Below are 22240 nucleotides of genomic sequence, written 5' to 3'. Positions count from 1 at the left end.
AACAAATCCACCATCCCTGCAAGGGGTTCATCGCGACGACCCCGTGAGGCGTCAGCCCAACGTTCGCGTCCAGGCTTCTCTTTCAGGAGGTGGACGCCATGCCGTCAACAACCGCCGTCACCGTGCCGCAACTGATCCGTATGGTCGGTTTGCCGGGCTCGCCTGCAATCCTCGATATCCGTACCGAGGACGACTACAACGCCGATCCACGTTTGCTGCCGGCGTCGTACCGGCGCGATTTCAAAACCGTCCAGACCTGGGCAGCCGACTTCGCCGGTAGCCGCGTGGCGGTCGTTTGCCAGCAGGGAAAAAAGCTCTCGCAAGGCGTCGCCGCATGGCTGCGCCATGAAGGGATCGCCGCCGAATCGCTCGAAGGCGGCTTCGAAGCCTGGCGGGACGCCCACGGCCTTCTGGTCCGCGCCGACAGGATGCCGCCTCGGGACGACAAGGGCCGCACCGTCTGGGTGACGCGGGCCCGGCCCAAAGTCGATCGCATCGCCTGCCCCTGGCTGATCCGCCGTTTCGTCGATCCTCAAGCGGTCTTCCTGTTCGTCGACGCCGCGGAAGTGCCCGATGTCGCCGATCGTTTTCAGGCCGTGCCTTTCGACATCGACAATGCGTTCTGGAGCCATCGCGGCGAGCGCTGCACCTTCGACACGATGCTCGAGGAGTTCGGGCTCGAATCCGAAGCGCTCGACCGCCTCGCCGTGATCGTGCGCGCAGCCGACACGGCCAGCCTCGACCTGGTTCCGCAGGCGGCGGGATTTCTCGCCGCCTCGCTTGGCTTGTCGCGCATGTTTCGCGATGACCTGCAACAATTGGATGCCGGCATGCTGCTTTACGACGCGTTCTTCCGCTGGTGCCGCGACGCCACCGACGAGACGCACAATTGGCCGGCCGGGGCGAAGGCGTCATGAGCTCCCTCCTTTCCGAGGAAAGTGCCGACCTCATCGAGGCGCCTGCGGTCCCGAGCTTCCGCGAGGCCACGAAACTCTGGGCGAAGATCGGGTTGCTCAGTTTCGGCGGACCGGCCGGGCAGATCGCGCTCATGCACAGGGAATTGGTCGAGGAAAAGCGCTGGATCGGCGAGCAGCGTTTCCTGCATGCGCTGAACTACTGCATGCTGCTGCCTGGCCCCGAGGCCCAGCAACTCGCCATCTACATCGGCTGGCTGCTGCACAAGACGATCGGCGGTCTTGTCGCCGGCATCCTCTTCGTCGTGCCCGGGGCGGTCGTCATGCTGACCTTGAGCATCCTCTATGCGCTCTATGGCGATGCGCCGCTGGTCGACTCGCTGTTTTTCGGGGTGAAGGCGGCGGTGCTGGCGATCGTGGTCGAGGCCGTGATCCGCATCGGCCGGCGCGCCTTGAAGAACCGGGTTATGGCGGCGATCGCGCTTTGCGCCTTTGTCGGCATCTACGTGCTCAACGTCCCCTTTCCGCTCCTCGTCCTGTTTGCAGGACTGGTGGGATGGGTCGGAAACGGCATCGCGCCGGCCCTGTTTTCTGGCGCCGCGCATGGCAAGGACGAAGCTCCCGACGCCACGGGCGCGGTCGATCTGATGTTCGAGCGCGGCGAACTGGCCCACACCAGGCCGACGCGATGGCACGCGCCGCGCACCATCGCGATCTGGCTGCCGATCTGGCTTGGACCGGTTGTGCTGATCTGTGCGTTCACATCGGCAAACAGCGTCTGGACGCAGATCGGCGGCTTCTTCAGCCTCATGGCGGTCGTCACTTTCGGCGGCGCCTATGCCGTTCTGGCCTATGTCGCGCAAGCGGCCGTCGGTTCTCTTGGCTGGCTTGCGCCAGGCGAAATGGTCGATGGCCTGGGCCTTGCCGAAACCACGCCAGGACCGCTCATCCTGGTCCTGCAGTTCGTCGGCTTCCTTGCAGGCTTGCGCCATTCCGGATCGCCATATCCGTTGTTTGCCGGATCGCTTGGAGCGCTGCTTACGCTGTGGGTTACCTTCACGCCGTGCTTCTTCTGGATATTCCTCGGCGCGCCCTACATCGAGGCGCTGCGCGGCAACAAGGCATTGTCGGCGGCATTGGGCGCGATCACCGCGGCGGTCGTCGGCGTCATCATGAATCTGGCCCTGTGGTTCGCCTTGCACGTCATCTTCCGCGACGTGCGCGCGACGGGGCTCGGAATGGAGATGCCGGTGCTGTCCTCGATCGACTGGCGTGCCGCGCTGCTGTCCTGCGCTACCATGATCGCCATCCTCAAGCTGAAAATCGGCATGCTGCCGACGCTTGCCGGATCGGCTTTGGCGGGTGTCTTATTGCTTGCGGCGAGTGGGTAGCTTCGACACGGAGGAGACCATGGAAACGGTCAACGTTCGCTATATCGTCAATGACGTCGACAGGGCGATCGCCTTCTACCGCGACCATCTCGGCTTCACGGTCGCCATGCACCCGGCGCCGTCCTTCGCCATGCTTGCCAGGGGCAACCTGCGGCTTCTGCTCAATGCCGCTGGCGGCCCTGGTGGGGCGTCGCAGCCGATGCCCGACGGCAGCGTGCCCGAACCCGGTGGCTGGAACCGCATTCAGATCGAGGTCGAGGATCTCGAAGGCGTGGTTCGCAAGCTGAAAACTGCCGGCCAGGCTTTCAGGAACGACGTCGTCAAGGGCATGGGCGGCAGCCAGATATTGCTGCGGGACCCATCCGGCAATCTGGTGGAACTGTTCGAACCGGGGCGCAGATAATGCGTCGCTGTCACGAATAGCCAGCTGACATGGGCAGAAACCACCTGCACGGCATTTTGCATTCCGTTGCCAGGCCACTCAACAGATTGGACCATGATGGCCAAACGACGCTCTTCCCTCGGTTTCCTCGGCATGTTCGGCCGTTCAAGCGACCTCAGGCAGCTCGATGCCGCATTGCGCGGAGCCGACTTGCATCCCGCCCTTGTGCCGGAGGGCGTAAAGCTCACCATCGTCAACCTGATGAAGGATCACTGGCCCGACGAGCCGCCGCCGCAGGCTTATGCGCAAGTGGCGTGTTTGTTCAGCTATTGTATTGCTGGGCCTGAGGCATTCGAGCGCTCTCATGGCGCGCAGCCGCGGCAGGACGTGGAGCGTCGGATAGAGGCAGCGGTCGATGCCGGAGACAGTTTCGACGCCCAGATCGTGCTGATGGCGCTACACGCCAAGCTGGTCAATACCGAGGTCGTCGACCATTATGGGCTGAGCGCGGATTAACCTATTTTCAAAGGGGGGCGTTCTCAGCCGCCCATGCCGTTGCGCGGCAGCTTGATCATGTCGCCGAAGCGGGCGCGCAGCCTGTCGTCGAGCGGCTTCGGCACATGGCGCGGGAAGCGTTCGGCGAGGATGCGCTTCTTCTCGATGATCGCCCGCTGCAATATGTCGGGCCGGCCCTTCTCGTTCCATTCCTTCGGCGAAAACCGGTCGCCGACGGCGGGGTAGAAATATTCGGTCTGCATCAGCTTCAGCGTCTGCTCGTTGCCGAGATAGTGGCCCGGGCCTTTCAGGCAGACATCGGCGATGGTGTCGATCGACAGCGCGTCGTCCGTCACCTCGATGCCGCGCACGCAGCGCAGGCAATGGCCCAGCATGTCGTTGTCGATGATCAGGCTTTCCAGGCAGAAGCCGAGCAGGGACGCATGCATGCCGGCCGATTCGTAGACCAGGTTGAGGCCGGAAAGGCCGGCCATCACATTGGTAATGCCTTTTTCATAGCCGGACTGGATGTCGGGCAGTTTCGAATCCGTCATGCCGGCGGCCGAACCCCCTGGCAGGTCGTAGAACTGCGCCATCTGCGCGCAGGCCGCGGTCAGCACCGCCTGTTCGGCCGAGCCGCCGGACATGGCGCCGGTGCGCAGGTCCGACACGAACGGCCAGGTACCGAAGATCGCCGGATGGCCCGGCTTGATGGTGTTGACATAGACAAGGCCGGCCAGCACTTCGGCCACGGCTTGCACCACCGCACCCGCGATCGCCGCCGGAGCGGTGGCCCCGGCCTGTCCGGCCGAAAGCAGCAGGATCGGGATGCCGCCTTCGACGCAGGCCTCGAGCACGCCGCAGGCGTCCTCGGCGAATTTCATCGGCGGCACGACGAAACAGTTGGAGTTCGACACGAACGGCCGGGCCCGGAAATTCTCCTCGCCGCCGGCGATCGCGTAGAGCATTTCGAGCGCCGGTTGCACGTTCTCCCGCACCGTGAAGGACGTGCCGACATGCTTGGACGTGCCCATCACGCAGGCATAGAGCGTGTTGAAGTCCATTTCGAGCGGATCGGGAATGTCGCGCGGCACCATGGGCCGCTGGAAGAAATGGATGTTGTCGAGCCCGTCGACGATGCGCGCGGCATCATAGATGTCCTGCAGCAAGGATTCGCGATACTCGCGCTTCTCGACGTCGACAAGATGCACGGCAGCACCCGCCGTGCCGTAATGCACGCGCTTGCCCTGGATCACCATGTCGTGCTTCGGGTCCTGGCCGTGCAGCGTGAAATGCCGCGCCGCCCGCTTGATCGTGTCGAGCACCAGTGCGCGCGGGAAACGGATACGGCCGTCGTCGCCATGGCTGGCGCCGGCCTTGGTCAGCGCCTCGATGCAGGACGGGATTGCGTTGGCGAAGCCGACCGTCTCCAGCAGGGTCAGCACCGCTTCGTGGATGCGCTCGCAATCAGTGCCGCGCAGGGGGCCATAGCTCCCCCCCTCAAGGCCGGCGCGAACCGGCCTGATGTCGTCGGCGAGCGGCGCCGCCCGCATGGCGCGACGCGCTTCGCGTCCGCCGGAGCGGCGCGAACGCTGGTCGGCCGCTTCCTGCTTTTCGACAGCCACTGACATGGAAGCACTCCACCTTTTCTCGGAAGCAGGGCGGCGGTTGGTCCACCATCGGCTGCTTCGTCCCCTTTAGGCCTCGACTATGCCGCCGGCATTGGCACAGCCTATGAGCCAGCCGGTCCGGTTGCATATGCCAGTGCTAAAGAAGCAGGAGCCGCTGTTGCGCGGCTCCCGGGAGGTGGTCAGGCCCAGGTGATCAGGCGGCGGCCGGCCTGCGGCCCGCGGCGGTTGCAAGTTCGCGGATACCGGGCTCGATATGCTGCAGCGCGATCGAGGAGATGCCCAAGCGCATGAAACGCGAAGGCTTTTCGGTGCGGTCGAAGAAGCGGTCGCCCGGCTCGATGATGACGCTGCGCGAGGCGGCGGCCTCGGCCAGTCCGCGGGAATCGGTGCCGCGCGGTCCCTCCAGCCACAGCGACGTGCCGCCGGCCGAGTCGGTCGAACGCCACTCGGGCAGGAAAGCGGAAATCGCATGGACCAGGCGCTTGCGCCGCTCGTCGAAGGCGCTCGACAGCCGCCGCACCAGCGCTTCGTGGTGGCCGAGCGACAGGAACAGCGCGACCGCGCGCTGGTTGTTGGCCGGCGGATGGCGCAGCATGAAGCGGCGCAGCGCCCTGAGTTCGGCGATTAGTCCAGCCGAGGCCACGATGTAGCCAAGCCGCAGGCCCGGAGCCAGCGTCTTCGACATCGAGCCGACATAGATCACGCGGCCCGAGCGGTCGAGGCTCTTCAAGGCCTGCTGCGGCGCCTCGTCGAGAAGCTGGCTGTCATAGCCGTCCTCGATGATGATCTGGTTGTAGCGGTTGGCGCGCGCCAGAAGGTCCTGCCGGCGTTCCGCCGACAGCGGCACCATGGTCGGGCAATGATGGCTGGGCGTGACGAAGACAAAGCCGGAATCGTTGGGAATCGAAGAGGTTACGATGCCGGACTGGTCGACCGGCACCGGCTGGATGTCGGCGCCGGCGAGCCGGAAGATCGAGCGTGCGTCGGGGTAGCCCGGATCCTCCATCGCCACCTTCGAGCCCTTGGTCATCAAAAGCGTCGCCAGCATGTAGAGCGCGTTCTGGGCGCCCAGCGTGACGATGATCTCGTCGGGGTTGGCGAAGATGCCGCGCCTGGGCAGCAGCCGCGCCTGGATCTGCTCGATCAGCAGCGGATCGTCGCGATCGACCATGTCGGAGGCCCAGTTGCGGATCTCCAGCACGGCAAGCGCCATGCGGTTGCACTCGCGCCACTCGGCGGTCGGGAACAGCGCCGGATCGAACTGGCCATAGACGAAGGGGTAGGACGACTTGATCCAGTTCTCGTGCTTGGCCGGCGGCGGCATGTCGCTGGCCGCGATCTGCCGGCGTGCCTTCCAGTCGATCTCGTTGGCCTGGTCGGGCGCCTTCTGGTGCGGCTTGGCCGGCGTCGCCAAAACGTCGGGATTGACGAAATGGCCGCGCCGCTCGCGCGCCACCAGGAAGCCCTGGTCGACCAGTTGCTGGAAGGCCAGCACCACGGTTCCGCGCGCCACGCCGAGTTTTTCGGCCAATATCCGGCATGACGGAAGCGGCATCGAAGCGGCGATCTGGCGGTCGAGAATAGCGGCCACGATCGCCTGGCGGATCTGTGCCTGCAAAGTCTGGCCGGATTCGGCCGAAATCCGGAACAGGCCGGACCATATGGCCGTGTCGTTGCGCTGTGGCATGGGAAATGTTCCTCGATGGCCAGCTTTTTTCGTTTGGCTGGACCAGTCGAATGTAACGGTGGCACAAGGGGTTGCGCCAATCAATTTTTCTGATCTTTGGGATTTATGCCAGTGATCTTTCGGCCTTCGCATCCCGTGTAACGCAGTGCGTCATCGCCGCGTATTGACCGGACGGAATTCGGCTCAATAGTTTGGCGCGACGACACGCGCCGGAAACATCCGGTCTGCTAAGATAATTTAACAGTCCCAGGAGCCCGCCGGTGGATCAGTCAGCCTTCCAAAAACAGCTTGCCGCCTTGCGCGACCATCGCGCCGCGGCAGCCGGCGATATGCGCCAGGCCTTCGCCGCCGATCCGCAGCGGTTCAAGACGTTCTCCGCCAGCGACGGCGACCTGTTGCTCGACTGGTCGAAATGCGCCGTCGATGCGCGCACGATGGACCTGCTGGAGAATCTGGCTGACGCCGCCGATCTCGAAGGCCGCCGCGCCGCCATGTTCGCCGGCAAGAAGATCAACGTTACAGAGGGCCGCGCTGTTCTGCACACCGCCCTGCGCAACCTGACCGGCAAGGGCATCATGCTCGACGGGCAGGATGTGAAGGCGGAGGTCATCGACGTATTGGACGCGATGGGCGCCTTCGCCGAAGCGGTGCGTTCCGGCAAGGCGACAGGCGCCACCGGCAAGAAGATCACCGACATCGTCAATATCGGTATCGGCGGCTCCGATCTCGGCCCGGCCATGGCGACGTTGGCGCTGGCGCCCTATCATGACGGTCCGCGCGCGCACTATGTCTCCAACATCGACGGCGCCCATATCCACGACACGCTGAAGGGCCTTTCCGCCGAGAGCACGCTTTTTATCGTCGCCTCCAAGACCTTCACCACGGTCGAAACGATGACCAATGCGCAGACGGCGCGCGACTGGGTCCAGAAGGCGCTCGGCAAGGAAGCGATCGGCAAGCACTTCGCCGCGGTCTCGACGGCACTCGACCTGGTGGCGAAGTTTGGCATCGAGCCGGACCGCGTCTTCGGCTTCTGGGATTGGGTCGGCGGCCGCTATTCTGTGTGGGGCGCCATCGGCCTTCCCGTGATGATCGCCATTGGTCCACGCGATTTCCGCGCCTTCCTCGATGGCGCGCACGAAATGGACGAACACTTCCGCACCGCGCCGCTGGCCAAAAACCTGCCGGTGCTGCTTGGCCTTGTCGGCTGGTGGCATCGCGTCGTTTGCAAATACCCGGCCCGCGCGGTCATCCCCTATGACCAGCGCCTGTCCAGGCTGCCGGCCTATCTCCAGCAGCTCGACATGGAATCGAACGGCAAGAGCGTCACCCTGGACGGCGGCCCCGTGGCGACGCCGACCGGGCCGCTGGTCTGGGGCGAGCCTGGCACCAACGGCCAGCATGCCTTCTTCCAGCTCCTGCACCAGGGAACCGATTTCATTCCGGTCGAATTCCTCGCCGCGGCGAACGGCCACGAGCCGGAGCTGAAGCACCATCACGACCTGCTGCTCGCCAACTGCCTGGCGCAGTCGGAAGCCTTCATGAGGGGCCGCACGCTGGAGGAAGCGCGCGCGCAGATGCTGGCCAAGGGCATGAAGCCGGCCGATGTCGATCGTATTGCCCCGCACCGCGTCTTCTCCGGCAACCGGCCCTCGGTGACCATTCTTTATCGCAAGCTTGACCCGCGCACGCTCGGCCGCCTGATCGCTCTCTACGAACACCGCGTCTTCGTCGAGGGAACGCTGTTCGACATCAACTCCTTCGACCAATGGGGCGTCGAGCTCGGCAAGGAACTGGCCACCGGCCTTCTGCCAGTCGTGGAAGGCAAGGAAAGTGCCGCAAAGCGGGATGCCTCGACCGCCGGCCTGGTGGAACACATCCACCATTTGCGTGGTTCGGAGTGACTGAGTTGGCAGACATCAAGGGAATATTGTTCGACAAGGACGGAACGCTTGTCGACTTCAATGCGACCTGGCTCGGGGTTGCCGACTTCATGGCCATGGACGCCTCCGAAGGCGACCGCTGGAAGGCCGACAGGCTGCTTGCGGCCGCGGGCTTCGATTTCGCCAACAGGCGCTTCAAGCCCGATTCCATCTTTGCCTCCGGCACCAATCTCGACGTCGTTGAATTGTGGTTTCCGCGCCTGTCCGACGAAGACCAGATGCTGGCCGTCGCCCGCTTCAACCAGATCACCTCGGTGCAGGGCTCGGCGATGGCGGTGGCTCTGCCGGGCATCGTCGAAACGCTCGGCACCTTGCACGCAAGGTCCTATCGGCTCGGCGTCGCCACCAACGATTCGACCAGCGGCGCGGAAAAAACGCTGGTAACGCTCGGCGTCGCGCAGCTGTTCGACGCCGCCTACGGCTATGACGCGGTGGCCAATCCCAAGCCGGCGCCGGATACGATCCAGGCCTTCTGCGATCTCACCGGCCTGAAGCCGACGCAGGTCGCCATGATCGGCGATAACCGCCACGATCTCGAAATGGCTCGTGCCGGCGGCTGCGGCCTGGCGGTCGGCGTGCTCTCGGGCACCGGCACGCGTGAATCTCTGGCCGGAATTGCCGACGTGATCCTGGATTCGGTTGTCGACCTGCCGGATTTCCTTTCAGCGCGGGTCAAGGAGACGATCTGATCTCGTCGCTAGCGGCGTCTCGGCTTCGAAGGAAAAGACGCCGCTCGGCCTGCTTGCGGCGCCCTTCGCGTCGCCGAAATCCGGCACCTGATATTCGGCGAGCAGCCTGAGCCGCGACAATGGTAGATCGGCGCGGCGCGGGTCGCCGATCAGGACCTCGACGCCAGCGGCAAGGCAGCGGTCGAGGAAGGGGATCATGCGTTGGGTGACATCGGGTCCGTAGAACACGTCGCCAGCCAGCACAAGGTCGACCGCTGGTGGCGGACCGGTGGTAATGTCTTTGCAGATCACCGAGATCGTGACGCCGTTGTCTTTTGCATTGAGACCGAGCGCGGCGACGCCGTTTCGGTCGATCTCGGCGGCGATCACTTCGCGGGCCCCGGCCTTCGCGGCAGCGATGCCGACAATGCCGGAACCGGCACCAAGGTCGAGCACGCGGCGTCCCCCCACGGTCGTCGGATGGTCGAGGACATAGCGCGCGAGCACGGTGCCGCCGGCCCATGCGTAGGCCCAGTAGGGCGGTTGTGGCTCCGGTGCGTCTTCCGCATCGCCTTCGGGCTCGACGAGCCGTCTCAATCCGCTGCTGGGGTGCGCCGTGTAAAACCGGATTTCTGGAAGCGCAGGCGCAGGGACAAGGCGCATCTTGGCCTTGATGAACTCGGCCGGGTCGAGGCGCGGGCACCGGTCCTGGGCATCGGCGCCGGCAAGATCGTGGTCCAAGCCGGCTCCTATTCGCGCAATGCGCGCCGCAGGATCTTTCCGACCGGCGTCTTCGGCAGTTCTGTCCTGAATTCGATGTATCTGGGCCGCTTGTACCCGGTCAGGTTCTCACGGCAATAGGCGGTGATGGCCTCGGCGGTCAGCGCCTGGTCTTTCTTGACGATGAACAGTTTCGGCACTTCGCCCGAATGCTCGTCCGGCACGCCGATTGCCGCCACTTCGAGCACGCCGGGATGCAGCGCCACGACTTCCTCGAGCTCGGTCGGATAGACGTTGAAGCCGGAAACGAGGATCATGTCCTTCTTGCGGTCGACGATCTTGGTGTAGCCGCGCTCGTCCATGAAGCCCATGTCGCCCGACTTGAAGAAGCCGTCCTTGGTCATCACCTTGGCGGTCTCGTCAGGCCGGTTCCAGTAGCCCGCCATCACCTGCGGCCCCTTGATGCAGATTTCGCCGACCTCGCCGAGCGGCAAATTGTTGTCCTCCTCGTCGCGGATGGCGATCTCGGTAGACGGCAGCGGCAGGCCGATCGTGCCGGTGAATTCGCCGGAGCTGAATTTGTTGGCCGTTGCCACGGGCGACGTCTCCGACAGGCCGTAGCCTTCACTGACCGGGCAGCCCGTCAGCGCCTTCCAGCGCTCGGCGACGCCCTTTTGCACCGCCATGCCGCCGCCCAGCGTCAGGAGCAGCGGCTTGAAGTCGAGCTTGCGGAAATCCTCATTGTTGAGCAGCGCGTTGAACAGCGTGTTGAGGCCTGGAAAGATATGGATCGGATACTTGCCTATTTCCTTGACGAAGCCGGGGATGTCGCGCGGATTGGGGATCAGTATGTTCTGTCCACCCATTTGCATGCCCATCAGCGCATTCACGGTCAGCGCGAAGATATGATAGAGCGGCAGTGCGCAGATGAGGTTGAGATGGGCGGGTTTTGGCTTGACCGTGTAGGCGTCCTGCAGCCACAGCGAATTCTGCGCGACATTGGCCAGCACGTTGCTGTGCAGCAGGATAGCACCCTTCGAGATTCCCGTGGTGCCGCCGGTATATTGCAGGAACGCGATATCGTCGGCCGCCACCTTGGCCGGCTTGAAACCCATGCCGCTGCCCACCTTCAGCGCCGCGTTGAACTTGACATGGCCGGGCAATGACCAGGCCGGCACCATCTTCTTGACGCGGCGCACCACCAGATTGACGATGCTTCCCTTGAGCCCGCCGAGCATGTCGCCCATGGCCGCGACGACGACGTGCTTGACCGACGTCCTGGCGATCACCGCTTGCAAGGTGCTGGCGAAGTTCTCCAGGATGATGATCGCTTGTGCCCCGGAATCCTTGAGCTGGTGTTCCAGCTCGCGCGGCGTGTAGAGAGGGTTGACGTTGACCACCGTGTAGCCGGCGCGCGCCACCGCCATCATCGCCACCGGATATTGCAGCACGTTCGGCATCATCAGGGCGACGCGTGCGCCTTTGGGCAACCCGGTCGATTGAAGGTAGGCGCCGAACGCCGCCGAAAGCCGTTCGAGTTCCGCATAGGTGATCGACTTGCCCATGCAGGTGAAGGCCGGCTGGCCTGCAAATTGCTTGCAGGCGGCAACGAGGAAATCGCCGATGGAGCTGTAGGGCAGGGCGCCGATCTCGGCCGGCATGTTCTTCGGGTAGCTTTCCAGCCACGGTTTTTCCGGCAAGCCTGCGGCCAGGGCGGTGAGCGCTTTCGGCAATCGCTTGGCGGCCGCCGGTTTCGAGGCCGCCGGTGCCGGCTTGGCCACGGATGCGGCTTGTGCGGCCCCAGTCTTGCTAGTCCGGGTCGCCCCGGTCTTGCTCGCGCCAGTCTTCGTCGTCCCGGCCTTGGTCAAACTGGTCTTTGTCGCCCCGGTTTTAGCAGTTCCGGCCTTCGCCGACGTCTTTGCGGGGACGGCTTTGGCCGCCGGCTTCGTGGCCGGTTTGACAACAGCGTCCGCCTTGCCGGCGGAAGGTTTCCCTGCGGCCCTTGCCTTTGCGCCCTTTGTGTTCTTGGCAGGGGGCGTTGGCTGCTTGTCGGCGCCCGCGGCCGGCTTCAGGGTCGCCTTGGCCGTCTTCGGCGGAGCCGTCCTGTTCGATGCTTTTGCCAACCGTCCCTCCCTGTTTTGTTCGTCCCTGCCGCGCTCGCCTCCTGACAACAGAGGCGTCCCCCGCTGCCGCTGGTGCCTTGTCTATGTATGGCCTCTATCGGCGGGCGTGCAAGCCTTGCCCAAGCGGCAAGCCGTCGAAAGATTTGCCGCCGAAAATCTTTCTCGCCATGGGCGCAGCGGCCCTGCATCGTCCGGCGTCCCCGGTCATATGAAAGCGGGCGCGACGTCGATCTCGTGAGATTGGTGATCAATAAAAAAATGCGGTCGTTAATAATGTTGTGAATAGAAAAAAATACTGAATTTTTCCATTTTTTCGCGGGAGGGAGGATTTTTTTCCCGCTTACCATGGGGTAGGCAAACTGGGTGTTCCAAAGCCGGAGAAACGGTGCTTATATGCGCGCTTCGCGAGCCTGATAGAGGGGCTTGGAAAAACATCAGGGAGTGCTCAATGAGGAAGAAACTGACTTTTGCAGCCGCGTTGCTGGCTGCAAGCGTCCTGGGCGGCGTGGCCAACGCAAAAACCTTGGTCTACTGCGCCGAAGCTTCGCCGGAAGGCTTTGACCCGGCGCCCTACACCGCGGGACAGACGTTCGATGCGTCTTCGCGTACGGTCTTCAACCGCCTCGTCGAATTCGATCATGGCAAGACAACGGTCTCGCCGGGCCTGGCCGAAAGCTGGTCCATTTCCGACGATGGCAAGGAATACACGTTCAAGCTTCGCAAGGGTGTGAAGTTCGCCGCTACCGACTATTTCACCCCGACGCGCGACTTCAACGCCGACGACGTGGTGTTCTCGTTCCAGCGTCAGGTCGACAAGAACGGCCCCTGGTTCCAGTACATACCGGGCATTGCCTACCAGTATTACAATGACCAGTTCGGCGACAACATCACCAAGGTCGAGAAGGTCGACGACCTGACGGTGAAGTTCACCCTCAAGGAGCCGGCGATCACTTTGATCCCGACGCTGGGCATGGACTTCGCCTCAATCGTTTCCAAGGAATATGCCGACAAGCTGCAGGCGGACAAGACGCCTGAACTGTTCAACCAGAAGCCGATTGGCACCGGCCCGTTCATCTTCGTCGATTACCAGACCGACGCTGCCATCCGCTACAAGGCCAACCCCGACTATTGGGGCGGCAAGCAGAAGATCGACGACCTTGTCTTCGCCATCACCACCGATCCGGCGGTCCGTGCGCAGAAGCTGAAGGCCGGCGAATGCAACATCATGTCCTACCCGGCGCCGGCCGACATCGCCGGCCTGCAGGCCGATCCGAACCTGAAGGTCGACGAGCAGGAAGGCCTCAATGTCGGTGCGCTGATGTACAACACCCAGCAGAAGCCGTTCGACGACGTGCGCGTGCGCAAGGCGCTCAACATGGCCATCAACAAGAAGGCTATCATCGACGCGGTCTTCCAGGGCGCCGGCCAGGTGGCCGTCAACCCGATCCCGCCGACCATGTGGTCCTACAACAAGGACGTGAAGGACGATCCGTACGATCCGGATGCGGCCAAGAAGATGCTCGAAGAGGCCGGCGTCAAGGACCTCAAGATGAATGTCTGGGCCATGCCTGTGTCGCGCCCCTACATGCCGAACGCGCGCCGCACCGCCGAGCTGATCCAGGCCGACTTCGCCAAGGTCGGCGTCACAGTCAACATCGTCAGCTACGATTGGGGTGAATACCTCAAGCGCGCTTCGGCGGTCGATCACGACGGCGCCGTCATCGTCGGCTGGACCGGTGACAATGGCGATCCGGACAACTTCCTCGGTGTACTCTTGAGCTGCGCTTCCGTCGGTTCGAACAACCGCGCGGAATGGTGCAACAAGGACTTCGATGCGCTCATCAACAAGGCCAAGACGGTTTCCGACCAGGCCGAGCGCACCAAGCTCTACGAACAGGCGCAGGTCATCTTCAAGGAACAGGCACCGTGGGCGACGCTCGCACACTCCAAGGTGTTCATGCCGATGCAGAAGACCGTCTCCGGCTTTGCGATGGATCCGCTCGGCATCCATCGCTTCGACGGCGTCGATATCGCCGAATAAGGTTCGCGAAACGGGGCGGCGCCACAGCGCCGTCCCACCTCGCCCGCCATGCTGCGTTATATCCTCGGCAAGCTCGCCCTCATCGTCCCGACCTTCATCGGGATAACCATCCTCGCCTTCGGCTTCGTGCGCATCCTGCCCGGTGATCCGGTGCTGGTGCTCGCGGGCGAACGCGGCCTGTCGCCCGAACGTCACGCTGCGCTGATGCACCAGTTCGGCTTCGACCTGCCGATCTGGCGACAGTACCTGACCTATCTGGCCAATATCCTCAGCGGTGATTTCGGCACCTCGTTTTCCACCAAGACGCCGGTGCTCAAGGATTTCCTGGTGCGGTTCCCGGCGACGGTCGAACTTGCCATCTTCGCCATGATCTTCGCCATCGTCATCGGCGTCGCCTTCGGCATCTTCGCCGCGATCCGCCGCGGCTCCTGGTTCGACCAACTGACCATGGGAACGGCGCTGGCGGGCTATTCCATGCCGATCTTCTGGTGGGGGCTGCTGCTGATCATCGTGTTCTCCGGCATGCTGCACTGGACGCCGGTTTCCGGCCGCATCGACCTTCTCTATTTCTTCAAGCCGGTAACCGGCTTCATGACCATCGATTCCCTGATCTCCGGACAGAAGGGTGCATTCCGCTCGGCCCTGTCGCACCTCGTCCTGCCCACCATCGTGCTCGGCACCATTCCGCTTGCCGTCATCGCCAGGCAGACGCGGTCGGCCATGCTCGAGGTCCTCGGCGAGGACTATGTGCGCACCGCGCGCGCCAAGGGCCTGGCGCCTCGCCGCGTCATCGGGCTGCACGCTTTCCGCAATGCGCTGATCCCGGTCGTCACCACCATTGGCCTGCAGGTCGGCACGCTCCTGACCGGCGCCATCCTGACCGAGAGCATTTTTTCGTGGCCAGGCATCGGCAAATGGATGATCGACGCTATTTCCAAGCGCGACTATTTCACCGTGCAAGGCGGGTTGCTTTTGATCGCGCTCATCGTCATGTCGGTGAACCTCATCGTCGACGTGCTCTATGCCGTCATCAACCCGCGTATCCGGGCGAATTGACATGACCAACGAAGGCCCTGCCACAATCGAAGCCGCGACCGTCGTCAGGCCGCAGGACGCCCGGCTGCAGATGTTCGCCGAGTTCTGGCACTATTTCTCGATCAACAAGGGCGCGGTGATCGGCCTCTTCGTCTTCGCGCTGCTGATCCTGATCGCCGTCTTCGCGCCGCTGCTCGCCCCGCATTCGCCGGACGACCAGTTCCGCGACTTCTTCCTGACGCCGCCGGCCTGGCAGGCGGGCGGCAACGTCCAGTTCCTGCTCGGTACCGACGCCGTCGGCCGCGACATTCTCTCGCGCCTGATCTACGGCTCGCGCTTCTCGCTCGCCATCGGCTTCGTCGTCGTCACCACGGCGCTGATCTCCGGCGTCATCCTCGGCCTGCTCGCCGGCTACTGCCGCGGCTGGGTGGATACGCTCATCATGCGCATCATGGACATCATCCTGGCCTTCCCGTCGCTGCTGCTGGCGCTGGTGCTGGTCGCCGTTCTCGGACCTGGGCTGGTCAACGCCATGATCGCCATTGCCTTCGTGCTGCAGCCGCACTTCGCCCGGCTCACCCGCGCCGCCGTGATGGCGGAGAAGAACCGCGAATATGTCATCTCGGCCAAGGTCGCGGGCGCCAGCCATTTCAGGCTGATGCTGGTCACCATCCTGCCCAACTGCATCGCGCCGCTGATCGTGCAGGCGACGCTGTCCTTCTCCAACGCCATCCTCGAGGCCGCCGCCCTCGGCTTCCTCGGCATGGGCGCGCAGCCGCCGACGCCGGAATGGGGCACGATGCTGGCCGAAGCACGCGAGTTCATCCTGCGCGCCTGGTGGGTGGTGACCTTCCCCGGCCTCGCCATCCTGATCACCGTCTTTGCCATTAACCTGATCGGCGACGGCCTGCGCGACGCGCTCGACCCCAAGCTGAAGAGGTCGTGAGCATGTCCCTGCTCGAGATCAAGAACCTCACCGTTTCCTTCGACACCGCCGCCGGTCCGTTCATGGCCGTGCAGGGCATAGACCTGTCGATCGAGCCGCGCGAGGTGCTGGCGATCGTCGGCGAATCCGGTTCCGGCAAGTCGGTGGCGATGCTGGCGGTGATGGGGCTGCTGCCCAACACCGCGACCGTCAAGGCCGACCGCATGGCCTTCGACGGCGTCGATCTGCTGAAGCTCAGCCCGTCCGAGCGGCGCAAGATCGTCGGCAAGGATATCTCCATGATCTTCCAGGAGCCGATCGCCAGCCTCAACCCGTGCTTCACCGTCGGCTTCCAGATCGAGGAGGTGCTGCGCTTCCACATGGGCATGGACCGCGCCCAGCGCCGCGCGCGCGCCATCGAATTGATGAAGCTCGTCGGCATTGCCGATCCGGAAGAACGGCTGAGCTCGTTTCCGCACCAGATGTCGGGCGGCCAGTGCCAGCGCGTCATGATCGCCATCGCCATCGCCTGCAATCCGAAGCTCTTGATCGCGGACGAGCCGACCACCGCGCTCGATGTCACCATCCAGAAGCAGATCCTTGATCTCCTGGTTTCGCTGCAGGCCAAATACGGCATGGGCCTGATCATGATCACCCACAATATGGGCGTGGTGGCCGAGACAGCCGACCGCGTCATCGTCCAGTACAAGGGCCGCAAGATGGAAGAGGCCGACGTGCTGTCGCTGTTCGAGAGCCCGAAAAGCAACTACACGCGCGCGCTGCTGTCGGCGCTGCCGGAGAACGCGGTCGGCGACCGGCTGCCGACCGTTTCCGACATGCTGTTCGAGCCGGCGCCCTCGGCCGCGGGAGCCTCCGCATGAGCACCACCGTCCTCGAAGGCAAGAACATCGTTCGCGACTACCATATCGGCGGCGGCCTGTTCAGCGGGCCGCGCACGGTGCACGCGGTCAAGGGCGTCTCGTTCACCGTGGACAAGGGCAAGACGCTCGCCATCGTCGGCGAAAGCGGCTGCGGCAAGTCCACGCTCGCCCGCATCATCACGCTCATCGATCCGGCGACATCGGGCGAACTGTTCATCGACGGCAACAAGGTCGACATCGCCAGGGGCGGATTGACCAAGGAGATGCGCCGCAAGGTGCAGATCGTCTTCCAGAACCCCTACGGATCGCTCAACCCGCGCCAGAAGATCGGCGACGTGCTGGGCGAGCCGCTGCTGATCAACACCGACAAGACGGCCGCCGAGCGGCGCGACCTCGCCATGAAGATGCTGAAGAAGGTCGGCCTCGGTCACGAGCACTACAACCGCTATCCGCACATGTTCTCGGGCGGCCAGCGCCAGCGCATCGCCATCGCCCGTGCGCTGATGCTGAACCCGAGCCTTCTGGTGCTGGACGAGCCGGTCTCGGCGCTCGATCTTTCGGTGCAGGCACAGGTGCTCAACCTGCTCGCCGACCTGCAGGACGAATTCCAGCTGACCTATGTCTTCATCAGCCACGATCTCTCCGTGGTGCGCTACATCGCCGACGACGTGATGGTGATGTATTTCGGCGAGGCGGTCGAATACGGCTCGCGCGACGAGGTCTTTTCAGACCCCAAGCACAGCTACACCAGGACGCTGTTCGCAGCGACGCCGCGCGCCGATGTGGCCAGCATCAAGGCGAGGTTGGCGAAGAAGAAGGCGGCCTAGAGTCGGAGGATTTCAGGTCGAATCGACCTGAAATCTGAATCCGCCGCTAAATCAAAGCTCTAGAGTCAAAACACAACTACTCTGAACGACCGAGTTTTACCCAAAGACGGCTTACGTTTGCCAAGACCTGGACGACCGCTTTGCGCCTCATGTCCGCCGTTGGGCGGACTACAGCTACATTCCCAGTGGACAGCCGGGCGATCAGGTGAGGCGGCACGTTTGCGCCAGAAGCGGCCTTGAAAGCATAAACCTCGCGCCCCCTCACATCGTTGAAGGCTCTTGCGTAGGGTCTTAATTTCTGGTGGTTTTCTTAACCGTCCGTTGGGCCATGAAGGCCATCGGGCCCCAAAAATTCTCGATGCCACCCGGTACGCCCTTGTAGAATTCGTCAACGTTGAACGGCGTCAGGTCGATTACTTTGAACAACTCGGGAGCCTTGGTCAGCTCGGCGTCAATCTCGTTGGCGCGGTCAACTTCCTTTGCCTTAACGTAGGGAATGGCCGTCTCAAGTAGGTTCTCAAGGATATCGAAAACCATGCTGTCGCTGTTGACGCGGTGGTGTATTGCCGTAATGGCGTCTCCGTGGTCCTGTTCCAGATAGAGCACGCGTTCCTCATGCCATCCTTTACCTGGGCCGAAGTGAGCAAGCACCTTGTCCCACAGATTGACGATGAGCTTATGGGCCTCCCGCTGTTCGGGTGAGTATGCGCCTATGACCCCAACGTCATATCGTTCGACGGCCTTGGTATGGCTCGCGCGGCAATAGACCACGACGGCATGGGTCAGGAGCGCACGGGCGATATGCCACCTGTCACCGAGGTCCTCGCGCATGGTCTGAAGCTCTTCGACCGACTTCTTCACCTCGGCAAGGTCCGTGCTGACCGAAATAGTTGATTGGAATTTTCGGACGGCCTTGATGAACGGCTCGGCCTTCGGGTTCGCGGCAAGGAAGAGGGCGGCTGATGTCAGATCGAACGCGCGTTGCATGGTTAAGTCCGCACGAGTTGGTCCAAGCTGGAAATCAGGGCGCGGAAGAAGCCCAGCGTGTCTTGTAGCTCCGTCAAGTCCACTGTGCGCGTGAGATCGCCATGCACGATGTCATTTCTAAGGTTAAGTTGCTCGTCCAACTGTTCGCGTGCCCTATCCGCAACACGCCCTTTTGCCCTATCAGCGAAATAGGCCTTGAGCTGAGCATTCTGACCTAGTTTCTCTGAGAACGGCTCGGGTAGCATGAGGGCGGAGAACAGCTTCTCCATCCGCTCTGCTGTGCAGTTGCCCATGAGCTTCGTATAAATCTCGGGGTTGAGCTTGTATCCCTTTTGTCCTGACAGACCTTTTCCCAGATTTGTGAGGAGATTATCGAAACTGTAGGCGACGCCCATCACCGACCCCGCTTTGACATAGGTGAGGACGCGTGCTGCGTGGGTGATGTGGTCGTTGCGGAAGCCCTGTTCCAGATTGGTATAGAGTTCAACCGTCTCGAACCGCTCTTCCACAATCGCCTTGGTCAAGGAGCGGATGTAATTCTCAAATACACCGTTCACTTGGACCATGAGCGGCTTGTAAAAGGCGCTTGGATCAACAGCCTTGTGCTTCAGCGCCTGTTGCACTGTTGCCTTGGCGGCACCATCTTGCCCGAGCGCCCCCATGAGGCGACCGGCCATCCCAACAACTATATTCGTGTACGACTGGCGGATTTCAATCGTGGCAGCAATTTCATCAAGGTAGGAATCCGCAAGATATTTTGCGGCGTCCAGCTTAGGCATTGATGATCTCTTGGAGCAATTCTCGAACCGCGGCGATGCGCCCAGCGATGGCGGCCGCCGTATTACCGCGACCTACCATCAGGTCGTAGGTGTCGGCATCGGGTGCCGCCATATCAAGTATCCGATCTCTGATGATTTGGCGGTTGCTGAGCAAATCATTCCGACGAGCGCGAAGGTTGAATATCGCCACCATCTCGGCGTCATAGAGCGGGCGCGATATCTTGCCTGGCTTGTTGTCAACCGGAGGAAGCCGGAAGGTGTGGGGACCAAAGACCTCTGTGCATAGGCCAATTGCGTCCATGAAGTCCTGCCGCAAAGCCTGAAGCGTGACCTCATCCGGTCTACGAAGGCGCTTCATCGTGCCGTCCAGCATCGACCGCACCGAGCCGGACAACTTGTCTGCCTCCCTGAAAGCAAAGAAGCGCAGCACGATTTCCACGTCGGTCATGCGCTTGAAGAGGGTGTTCGCGGCGAGAACGGCGCTTGGGGTGCCGTCCGCCCGGGTGTTATCCTCATGGTTCGGGATTTCCCAGGCATCGGTGAATACCCGGGTCCTGGACAGCTCGATAAGAAGCGCATTGAAGTCGCCGGAGTAAAGCGAATTGCGGAGTTCCTGCTGATTAAGTCTCTCGCCACCGGTATTTAGCCGCTCGAACACTTGGGCTCGAAGGTCCAAGCTATCTTCCGCAGCCGAGTTATTGTCGGACATAAGCGTGATGGCTGAAATCTTCGCTCGATCCAGCCCTCGGCGCACCAATGGCGGCAGGGTGCTGTAGTTGCGGCCGTTCAACGCCGGCCAAATAGCCAGACCTTCAAGGACAAAGCCGCCGGCCAAAAAATCAGAAATTGCATTGAGGCGCTGCTGGCCGTCCATTACTTCGAATCGTCCAAGCTCCTTCTCATAGAGAAAGACCGGCGGGACCGGCACGTTCATAATGAAGCTCTCGATAAGGCGAGATTTCTTCTTGTTGTCCCACCGCAGGCGGCGCTGGTATTCGGGCTGCAGGTTGCTCCATAGATTGCCCGTCCCGCTAATGAATGTCATCACGTGGGAGAGGAAGATGTCATTCTTCTCCTGAACGACCCGAAGCCGTCCGGTCTCGAAGTGCTTCTCAATCTGCTTATCGGAGGTTCCCGCTGGAACAACGCTCTTGCCAACGGCAAGCGGTTCGGGCTCTTCAGTTATTCCGTCATACTCGGCCATACCAAACCCCCGAAAGCCAGCAATATCAAGGCTGTGATGAATAACGAGCGTTCAGACGAAGGGCAAGATCAATCCGCGTTGGAGTTCTAGTTATGACAAGAGTCGGTAGCTGCAGCACGAATCAAGTGCGAAGAAGAACAGCGGCGATGCGGCGGCCAAGCATCCATCGAGCTGAACGTCTGCTGTCGATGTCGGGACGACGAAAGCTGCCTAACAGCATACGGCCCCGTTCCCGCCGTTCCGAAACGCGTAGCCGAATGGCCGCTTCTCTAGACGCCAGATCACGACAGCTTGGCGATGATGGCGCGCAGCGCCTCGCCGAAGCGCCTGACCTCCTCCACCGTGTTGTAGTGCACCAGCGAGGCGCGGATGGCGCCGCTGTCCATCGACAGGTTGAGGCGCTTCATCAGGCGCGGGGCGTACATGTGGCCGTCGCGAATGCCGATCTGCATCTCGGCCATTTCCTCGACGATCCGCTGCGGCGACAATTTGCCGATGTTGAAACAGAAGGTCGGCACGCGTTCGTTGATCCGGGCCTCCTCGGAAACGCCGTAGATTGTTGCCCCGCAGCTCTTCAGCACAGCCAGCATCTCGCGCGCCAGCACCAGCTCGTAGTCGCGGATGGCGCCCATGCCGGCGACGATGTTTTCGCGCCGCGAGCGGTTGTTGGACGGAGCAAGATTGCGGCCGATGAGCTCGAGATACTGCACGGCCGCATCCATGCCCGACACGTTCTCGTAAATGAAGGTGCCGGCCTCGACCTTGTAGGGCGGCTCGTCGGGGATGAAGTCCTCGCGGAAGGTCGGCAGTCGCTTCAGCGTTTCGAAGCGGCCCCACAGGAAACCCATATGCGGCGAGAAATTCTTGTAGCCGGAACAGACGAGATAGTCGCAACCCCAGGCCTGCACGTCGATCAGCCCATGCGGCCCGTAATGCACGCAGTCGAGGAACACTTCGGCGCCGGCGGCGTGGGCAATCCCCGCCACTGAAGCCACGTCGACGATCGAGCCGATGGAATGCGCCGTCACCGTGCAGGCGACAAGCCGGGTGCGTTCTGAAACCAGCGGGCGCAAATCGTCGACATGCAAATTGCCGTCCTCGCGCATGCGCCACCACTTGAACTTGGCGCCGGCGGATTCGAGCGCCAGCCATGTCGCGATGTTGGCGTCGTGGTCCATGTCGGTGACGACGATCTCGTCGCGCTCTCCAAGCATCTGGCCGATGCCGAGGCTGACCAGGCGGATGAACGAGGTGGCGTTCATGCCGAAGCAGATCTCGGATGGGCTGTAGGCATTGATCAGCAGTGCCACGCTTGTCCGCGCATCGGCGACCGATTGGTCAACGGTGACGCTGCGGCCATAGCGGCCGCCGCGCTGCACATTGTGCGATACCAGATGGTTGGTCACCGCATCGAGCACGCTCTGCGGAATCTGCGCGCCGGCGGCGTTGTCCAGGAAGATGAAGTCGCCTGCCCGCTGCAAGGCCGGAAACATCGCCCGGATTCTTTCAACAGGGAATGCGCCGGAAGTGCCGGTCGCATTGGCGGCTTGATGCTTGTTCATGGTCGTCTCCTGCGAAGTGCTCGGTAGAGGGGAAGTTGAAGGCGC

The 22240-nt window shown here is 62.6% G+C and carries 20 protein-coding genes; 12 read left to right on the top strand and 8 right to left on the bottom strand.

Annotated features, from left to right (window positions below):
* Positions 1–98 precede the first annotated feature (98 nt).
* The 4 genes from LB541_RS10035 (at position 99) to LB541_RS10020 (ending at position 3203) form a co-directional block, all read left to right on the top strand.
* Positions 99–917: a chromate resistance protein ChrB domain-containing protein gene (locus tag LB541_RS10035; protein ID WP_224618265.1), complete on the top strand. Its 819-nt coding sequence runs from the start codon at positions 99–101 to the stop codon at positions 915–917.
* Positions 914–2305, top strand: coding sequence for a chromate efflux transporter (chrA, locus tag LB541_RS10030; protein ID WP_224618263.1), 1392 nt, complete (start codon positions 914–916; stop codon positions 2303–2305). The genes LB541_RS10035 and chrA overlap by 4 nt, the downstream gene beginning before the upstream one ends.
* Before the next feature lie 19 nt (positions 2306–2324).
* Positions 2325–2708 carry a VOC family protein gene (locus LB541_RS10025; protein ID WP_224618262.1) on the top strand — a complete coding sequence of 128 codons (384 nt, stop codon included), beginning with the start codon at positions 2325–2327 and terminating at the stop codon, positions 2706–2708.
* A 96-nt stretch (positions 2709–2804) separates the two neighbouring features.
* Positions 2805–3203, top strand: coding sequence for a hypothetical protein (locus tag LB541_RS10020; protein WP_140674226.1), 399 nt, complete (start codon positions 2805–2807; stop codon positions 3201–3203).
* 23 nt (positions 3204–3226) lie between these two features.
* On the opposite strand, the gene LB541_RS10015 is transcribed toward LB541_RS10020, so the two are convergent.
* Positions 3227–4813 carry a trimethylamine methyltransferase family protein gene (locus LB541_RS10015; protein WP_224618261.1) on the bottom strand — a complete coding sequence of 529 codons (1587 nt, stop codon included), beginning with the start codon at positions 4811–4813 and terminating at the stop codon, positions 3227–3229.
* 193 nt (positions 4814–5006) lie between these two features.
* Positions 5007–6500, bottom strand: coding sequence for a PLP-dependent aminotransferase family protein (locus tag LB541_RS10010; RefSeq protein ID WP_140497014.1), 1494 nt, complete (start codon positions 6498–6500; stop codon positions 5007–5009).
* 260 nt (positions 6501–6760) lie between these two features.
* Here LB541_RS10010 and pgi point away from each other — a divergent pair, with 260 nt between their 5' ends.
* Together pgi and LB541_RS10000 are read left to right on the top strand one after the other, a co-directional pair.
* Positions 6761–8404, top strand: coding sequence for a glucose-6-phosphate isomerase (gene pgi / locus LB541_RS10005; protein ID WP_224618260.1), 1644 nt, complete (start codon positions 6761–6763; stop codon positions 8402–8404).
* Between the two features lie 5 nt (positions 8405–8409).
* Positions 8410–9132, top strand: coding sequence for an HAD family hydrolase (locus tag LB541_RS10000; protein ID WP_140497010.1), 723 nt, complete (start codon positions 8410–8412; stop codon positions 9130–9132).
* On the opposite strand, the gene LB541_RS09995 is transcribed toward LB541_RS10000, so the two are convergent.
* Both LB541_RS09995 and LB541_RS09990 read right to left on the bottom strand, forming a co-directional pair.
* Complete coding sequence (locus LB541_RS09995) at positions 9106–9852, bottom strand: class I SAM-dependent methyltransferase (protein ID WP_411969773.1); 747 nt, start codon at positions 9850–9852, stop codon at positions 9106–9108. The genes LB541_RS10000 and LB541_RS09995 overlap by 27 nt on opposite strands.
* 8 nt (positions 9853–9860) lie before the next feature.
* Entirely contained in the window at positions 9861–11492 is a 1632-nt protein-coding gene (locus LB541_RS09990) for a long-chain-fatty-acid--CoA ligase (RefSeq protein ID WP_411969774.1), read from the bottom strand.
* Between the two features lie 169 nt (positions 11493–11661).
* On the opposite strand from LB541_RS09990, the gene LB541_RS09985 reads away from it, so the two are divergent.
* From LB541_RS09985 to LB541_RS09960, 6 genes are all read left to right on the top strand, one after another.
* The gene (locus tag LB541_RS09985; RefSeq protein WP_224618255.1) at positions 11662–12192 is read left to right on the top strand and encodes a hypothetical protein; all 531 of its coding nucleotides are present in this window, start codon (positions 11662–11664) and stop codon (positions 12190–12192) included.
* 210 nt (positions 12193–12402) lie between these two features.
* Positions 12403–13995, top strand: a complete 1593-nt coding sequence (locus LB541_RS09980) for an ABC transporter substrate-binding protein (RefSeq protein WP_140497006.1) — start codon at positions 12403–12405, stop codon at positions 13993–13995.
* 48 nt (positions 13996–14043) lie between these two features.
* The gene (locus LB541_RS09975; protein ID WP_140497004.1) at positions 14044–15051 is read left to right on the top strand and encodes an ABC transporter permease subunit; all 1008 of its coding nucleotides are present in this window, start codon (positions 14044–14046) and stop codon (positions 15049–15051) included.
* 70 nt (positions 15052–15121) lie between these two features.
* Positions 15122–15976 (top strand): ABC transporter permease subunit, encoded by an 855-nt coding sequence (locus tag LB541_RS09970; RefSeq protein WP_181171606.1) that lies wholly within the window; start codon positions 15122–15124, stop codon positions 15974–15976.
* A 2-nt stretch (positions 15977–15978) separates the two neighbouring features.
* Complete coding sequence (locus LB541_RS09965; RefSeq protein ID WP_140497000.1) at positions 15979–16836, top strand: ABC transporter ATP-binding protein; 858 nt, start codon at positions 15979–15981, stop codon at positions 16834–16836.
* The gene (locus tag LB541_RS09960) at positions 16833–17663 is read left to right on the top strand and encodes a dipeptide ABC transporter ATP-binding protein (protein ID WP_140556803.1); all 831 of its coding nucleotides are present in this window, start codon (positions 16833–16835) and stop codon (positions 17661–17663) included. Before LB541_RS09965 ends, LB541_RS09960 begins: the two co-directional genes overlap by 4 nt.
* A 291-nt stretch (positions 17664–17954) precedes the next feature.
* Here LB541_RS09960 and LB541_RS09955 read toward each other — a convergent pair whose 3' ends face one another.
* The 4 genes from LB541_RS09955 to LB541_RS09940 form a co-directional block, all read right to left on the bottom strand.
* Positions 17955–18650, bottom strand: a complete 696-nt coding sequence (locus tag LB541_RS09955; RefSeq protein ID WP_224618252.1) for a hypothetical protein — start codon at positions 18648–18650, stop codon at positions 17955–17957.
* Positions 18651–18652: 2 nt separating this feature from the next.
* Positions 18653–19429 carry a HEPN domain-containing protein gene (locus LB541_RS09950; protein ID WP_224618250.1) on the bottom strand — a complete coding sequence of 259 codons (777 nt, stop codon included), beginning with the start codon at positions 19427–19429 and terminating at the stop codon, positions 18653–18655.
* Positions 19422–20633 (bottom strand): DUF262 domain-containing protein, encoded by a 1212-nt coding sequence (locus LB541_RS09945; protein WP_224618249.1) that lies wholly within the window; start codon positions 20631–20633, stop codon positions 19422–19424. The genes LB541_RS09950 and LB541_RS09945 overlap by 8 nt, the downstream gene beginning before the upstream one ends.
* Before the next feature lie 281 nt (positions 20634–20914).
* Positions 20915–22195 carry a cysteine desulfurase-like protein gene (locus LB541_RS09940; RefSeq protein WP_224618247.1) on the bottom strand — a complete coding sequence of 427 codons (1281 nt, stop codon included), beginning with the start codon at positions 22193–22195 and terminating at the stop codon, positions 20915–20917.
* Positions 22196–22240: the final 45 nt, after the last annotated feature.

It is taken from the genome of Mesorhizobium sp. BR1-1-15 (assembly GCF_020165475.1).
Taxonomy (GTDB): Bacteria; Pseudomonadota; Alphaproteobacteria; order Rhizobiales; family Rhizobiaceae; genus Mesorhizobium.
Note: the sequence above shows the minus strand (reverse complement) of the source record. Positions and strands in the feature narration are given on the sequence as shown.

Bases quoted from the DNA above. Each gene is read 5' to 3' on its own strand.
- LB541_RS10015 (WP_224618261.1), bottom strand. From the start codon at position 4,813: ATGTCAGTGGCTGTCGAAAAGCAGGAAGCGGCCGACCAGCGTTCGCGC.
- LB541_RS09960 (WP_140556803.1), top strand. From the start codon at position 16,833: ATGAGCACCACCGTCCTCGAAGGCAAGAACATCGTTCGCGACTACCAT.
- LB541_RS09990 (WP_411969774.1), bottom strand. From the start codon at position 11,492: ATGCCGGCCGAGATCGGCGCCCTGCCCTACAGCTCCATCGGCGATTTC.
- LB541_RS10035 (WP_224618265.1), top strand. From the start codon at position 99: ATGCCGTCAACAACCGCCGTCACCGTGCCGCAACTGATCCGTATGGTC.
- LB541_RS10025 (WP_224618262.1), top strand. From the start codon at position 2,325: ATGGAAACGGTCAACGTTCGCTATATCGTCAATGACGTCGACAGGGCG.
- LB541_RS09950 (WP_224618250.1), bottom strand. From the start codon at position 19,429: ATGCCTAAGCTGGACGCCGCAAAATATCTTGCGGATTCCTACCTTGAT.
- LB541_RS09980 (WP_140497006.1), top strand. From the start codon at position 12,403: ATGAGGAAGAAACTGACTTTTGCAGCCGCGTTGCTGGCTGCAAGCGTC.
- LB541_RS09945 (WP_224618249.1), bottom strand. From the start codon at position 20,633: ATGGCCGAGTATGACGGAATAACTGAAGAGCCCGAACCGCTTGCCGTT.
- LB541_RS09970 (WP_181171606.1), top strand. From the start codon at position 15,122: ATGTTCGCCGAGTTCTGGCACTATTTCTCGATCAACAAGGGCGCGGTG.
- LB541_RS10010 (WP_140497014.1), bottom strand. From the start codon at position 6,500: ATGCCACAGCGCAACGACACGGCCATATGGTCCGGCCTGTTCCGGATT.
- LB541_RS09940 (WP_224618247.1), bottom strand. From the start codon at position 22,195: ATGAACAAGCATCAAGCCGCCAATGCGACCGGCACTTCCGGCGCATTC.
- chrA (WP_224618263.1), top strand. From the start codon at position 914: ATGAGCTCCCTCCTTTCCGAGGAAAGTGCCGACCTCATCGAGGCGCCT.
- LB541_RS09975 (WP_140497004.1), top strand. From the start codon at position 14,044: ATGCTGCGTTATATCCTCGGCAAGCTCGCCCTCATCGTCCCGACCTTC.
- LB541_RS09965 (WP_140497000.1), top strand. From the start codon at position 15,979: ATGTCCCTGCTCGAGATCAAGAACCTCACCGTTTCCTTCGACACCGCC.
- LB541_RS09955 (WP_224618252.1), bottom strand. From the start codon at position 18,650: ATGCAACGCGCGTTCGATCTGACATCAGCCGCCCTCTTCCTTGCCGCG.
- LB541_RS10020 (WP_140674226.1), top strand. From the start codon at position 2,805: ATGGCCAAACGACGCTCTTCCCTCGGTTTCCTCGGCATGTTCGGCCGT.